2 protein-coding genes and 3 pseudogenes are annotated in these 3929 nt (G+C 58.4%); 4 read left to right on the top strand and 1 reads right to left on the bottom strand.

Going from position 1 to position 3929, the window contains the following annotated elements; all coding sequences use genetic code 11:
- The 3 genes and pseudogenes from BMIN_RS09040 to BMIN_RS07870 form a co-directional block, all read left to right on the top strand.
- Window positions 1–268: pseudogene (locus BMIN_RS09040) on the top strand (transposase); the annotation flags it as partial.
- Window positions 269–365: 97 nt separating this feature from the next.
- On the top strand, window positions 366–1247 hold the full coding sequence (locus BMIN_RS07875) for an ABC transporter ATP-binding protein (protein WP_022861946.1): 882 nt from the start codon (window positions 366–368) through the stop codon (window positions 1245–1247).
- Window position 1248: 1 nt separating this feature from the next.
- Window positions 1249–2142, top strand: a complete 894-nt coding sequence (locus BMIN_RS07870) for an ABC transporter permease (protein ID WP_022861945.1) — start codon at window positions 1249–1251, stop codon at window positions 2140–2142.
- Between the two features lie 148 nt (window positions 2143–2290).
- Here the strand turns inward: BMIN_RS07870 and BMIN_RS09035 are convergent.
- A pseudogene (locus BMIN_RS09035) lies at window positions 2291–3416 on the bottom strand (IS3 family transposase); the annotation flags it as partial.
- A gap of 135 nt (window positions 3417–3551) precedes the next feature.
- Here BMIN_RS09035 and BMIN_RS07855 point away from each other — a divergent pair.
- A pseudogene (locus tag BMIN_RS07855) lies at window positions 3552–3929 on the top strand (transposase); the annotation flags it as partial.

Raw genomic sequence — 3929 nt, 5'->3', positions numbered from 1 at the left:
ACCTACTACGCCGACCCATACTCGCCCTGGCAGCGCGCCAGCAACGGGAACCGCAACGGCATGATCCGCCGCTACCTGCCCGAACACGCCACGCCTGAAGAACCTGACCCAGACCGAACTCGACGACATCGTCACCGAGATCAACGACACCCCCATGAAGCTCCTGGACTACCACACGCCCAACGAAGCATGGCAAGAGGAAATATCCGAACTCGGCCTATCATCAAACCAGACCAGCCAACAAGCCAAAGGTTGCACTTACAAATAGAATCCAGCCGTTGCACTTACAAATAGAATCCAGCGTATCGTGGTTATGGGTGGATTGTTGATGTGACGCGCATAGTACGCTATGCAGAAGGGCAGCCATGCTGATCGAGACCCGGGGACTGACAAAGATCTACAAGGCAGGAACTGTTGTTAATAACCTGAATATATCGATTCCTGAAGGGTCGTTCACCGCGTTTCTCGGCCCGAACGGCGCGGGGAAATCGACCACCATCGCGATGCTGATCAACCTGTTGACGCCGACCTCCGGTCACGTCATCTATGATGATCAGCTGCTGAACGAAGGGCAGTTCAGCGTCGTTTTTCAGCATAGCGTGTTGGACCCGACGCTGACCGTCACAGAGAATCTGGCATTACGCGCTCGCATGCGTCATGGTAGTCGAGCAGAGGCGCTGGCCGATGTGCAGCGGGCTATCGACCTGACCAATCTGGGTGATCTGACAGGTCAGCGGTACGGCAGACTCTCGGGCGGGCAACGACGGAGGGTTGATATTGCCCGGGCCCTGCTTAACAGGCCCCGGCTGCTGTTTCTTGACGAACCTACCACTGGTCTCGATATCCAGACCAGATCGGCAATCTGGCAGTTGCTCAACAGAATCAACAGCGATGGAACAACTATTTTCCTCACGACGCATTATCTGGAGGAAGCGGACAATGCCAGCCTTGTCTACATCATCGATCACGGCAGCATTATCGCCCAAGGGTCCGCCACCGAGCTCAAGCGCCGATATGCTCAGGTGAAGTTGACCATTATGGCGAGCGATCTTCGCGAGGTGAAGGCCTTGATCGGGCCGCGTCACCCCGGCCACATCGTTGACGATCGTCTGGTCATCGAGCTGCCGGACTCCATAACCGCCCTCTCCATACTGGAGCCGATCAAAAATCGCATCACTGGGTTTGAATGCAGGTCAGGTTCGATGGACGACGTTTTCCTGAAGCTGACCGGAAGGGAGATGCGGTAACATGCTCAGTCTCTACGGAAGGAATATGAAGCTGTACTTCCGGGACCATGTGGGCGTGTTCTTCTCGTTGCTCGGCGCAATAATCTCGTTTGTCCTGTACATACTGTTCTTGAAAAAGACGATGTCGGGAGACTGGAGCAGTGCGCCGAACGGCAGCCAGCTGCTTGACCTGTGGCTTATCTCCGGTACCCTGGCCGTGGCTTCGATGACAACTACCCTTACCGGAATCTCGCAGATGGTGATGGACAAGGAGAATCACGTCTGGGACGATCTTCGTCTCACCAATCTGTCGCCCGCCAAGATGGTGATGGCCTATCTGATGAGTGCGGCCAGCATTGGTGCCGTCATGCAGATGGTTCTGCTTGTCATCATGGTCGTCTATTTCAAACTGGTCGACGGTATTGACCTGCCGTGGAAAAGTACCCCTGAGGTGCTTGCACTTATGATCGTCAGCTCGCTGATGATGGCGGCCTTGAACTATATGATTGTCGGGTTCGTCAGAAGGCAGAACACGCTTTCGTTGATTTCCACCATCGTCGGAACCCTGTCGGGATTCTTGGTGGGGGTCTATGTGCCGATCGGAGTGCTGCCGGACGCGGCTCGCCTCATCATGAAGCTCACCCCCGGAACCTATGTCGCGTCGCTGTATCGGCATTACCTCATGAAAGAGGCCGTCGACAACGCCTTCAGCAACGCTTCTGCGGCGGTTACCACGAATTTTGCGCAGACCATGGGAATCGGCATCAAATGGAACACCCTGACCACCATCACCGTCGAATGGGTGATTGTCATCGGGCTGCTGGTGGCGTTGCTGGGTCTTGTACTGGTCGTCGAATTCTGCAAACGCGAGGCTCTGCGATCCACTGTGGTGAAGACGGTCTGCGCGAACCGCTAGTCCTGAGGATCAGAAGTGGACTGGTTTTTGTTCACGCTGTTTTGTTGGTTTTTGGGGCGATTGATATCGCCTGTTGTTGATGATACAGGGTTTCGACTTCGCATGGTGTCCGGTAGCCGAGGCTTTCATGGAGATGTTGGCTGTTCCACCAGGAGACCCATGGGAACGTGGCCTGTTCCAACGCGTGCACGGACTCGAATGGCTTGGATCGGCGGATCAGTTCGCTCTTGTACGCGCCGTTGACGGTTTCGGCCAGCGCGTTGTCGTAGGAGTCGCCCACGCTGCCGGTGGATGCGAGGATGCCTGCTGGTGTCAGGTGCGTGCCGTACAGGGCACTGATGTATTGGGTGCCATGATCACTGTGGTGGATCAGGCCTGTGGTCTGCCCGTGCCGGGCTGTCCAGCTGATGGACTGATCCAAGGCAATCAACGGCAGTCGCGTGGTGTGCTGGCTCGTGCCGACGGCCCAGCCCACGATCCGACGCGCGTACGCGTCGGTGACGAACGCCACATAGGCGAACGAGCCTGACGCGAGTCGCACATAGGTGACGTCCGCCACATGCAGGCGGCCCGGGAGCGTCAGCGCTGAACCGGCGTTCCACCAGATCCGGCCTGCCACCCGCGCTCCTGGCGGGGCGCGTGGTGATGGGAATCCTGCCACGACGCACTCCCTGGATGCCGAGTTCCTGCATGACGTGCAGTACCTGGTCGCGCCCGATCCGGCTCCAGCCCTGACGGATCAGCCGGTGATACACCTTGCGATACCCGTACACCGCCATGAACCGGTGCGCGTGGATCACCTGGATGTCGCGTGCCAGCGTCCCATGACGCGCCCGCATCCTGCAGACGGCACGCTTCTTGGCCTGCCGGTAGGCTCTGGCGGTGAGAAACCCGCCAGCCAGCGCGGCCCGCAAGGACCGTGCGGATCGGCCCGACCCCGAACCGGTGGCGATGAGTGTCGATGTACGCGACCATCAACGCCGTGTCGGGTCGAGCCGTGAGGCGAAAAAAGCCGACGCCGAAGAAAGAATCCCGTTCGCCCGACGCAACTCCGCATTCTCTTTACGTAGCTTCCTAAGCTCGCTGGACTCCTGCGGGCCCGCCGAACCACTCGCATCAGCCTGCCCCTGCCAGCGGCGCAATGATTCCGCCGCCACACCCAGATCCTTCGCCACGCGCTGCAACGCCTTCGTCTCCGACGCGTAATTCTCCCGGGACTCGGCCAACAGCCTGACGGCCCGGTCCCTGAACTCCTTCGTATATCGAGTGCTCATAATTCCATCATTCCTTATCTGGGGGAAATCAGGAACAAAGGGACTGTCCATTTATGTGTGTAACTGGCTTTGATCGCCGATCGTGTTGATTGGCGGGGAAGGCCGGTGAGTATGCCGACTGAGACAATGGCTGGTATGACAGCCAAAAATAACGAGAACCAGACGCGTTCGGCGGAGATGGATGCCGCCGTGCAGCTGGTGCGCCAGGCCAGGGAGCAAGGGCTGGCGTTGACTGGGCCGCGTGGCCTGTTGAAGCAGTTCACCAAGACGGTGCTGGAGACGCGTTGGACGAGGAGATGAACGAGCACCTCGGTCGCGTTAAGCACGAGAAAACGTTGGACGGTCGTGCGAAGAATGCACGTAATGGCACCACGAGTAAGACGGTGACGACCGATGCGGTCGGCCCGGTCGAGATCACGGTGCCGCGTGATCGGGATGCCTCGTTCGAGCCGGTGATCGTCAGGAAACGGCAGCGCCGCTTGAATGATGTGGATGAGGTGGTGCTTTCCCTGT

The organism is Bifidobacterium minimum, from assembly GCF_000741645.1.
Lineage (GTDB): Bacteria > Actinomycetota > Actinomycetes > Actinomycetales > Bifidobacteriaceae > Bifidobacterium > Bifidobacterium minimum.
This window is presented reverse-complemented; position numbering and strand designations above follow the sequence as displayed.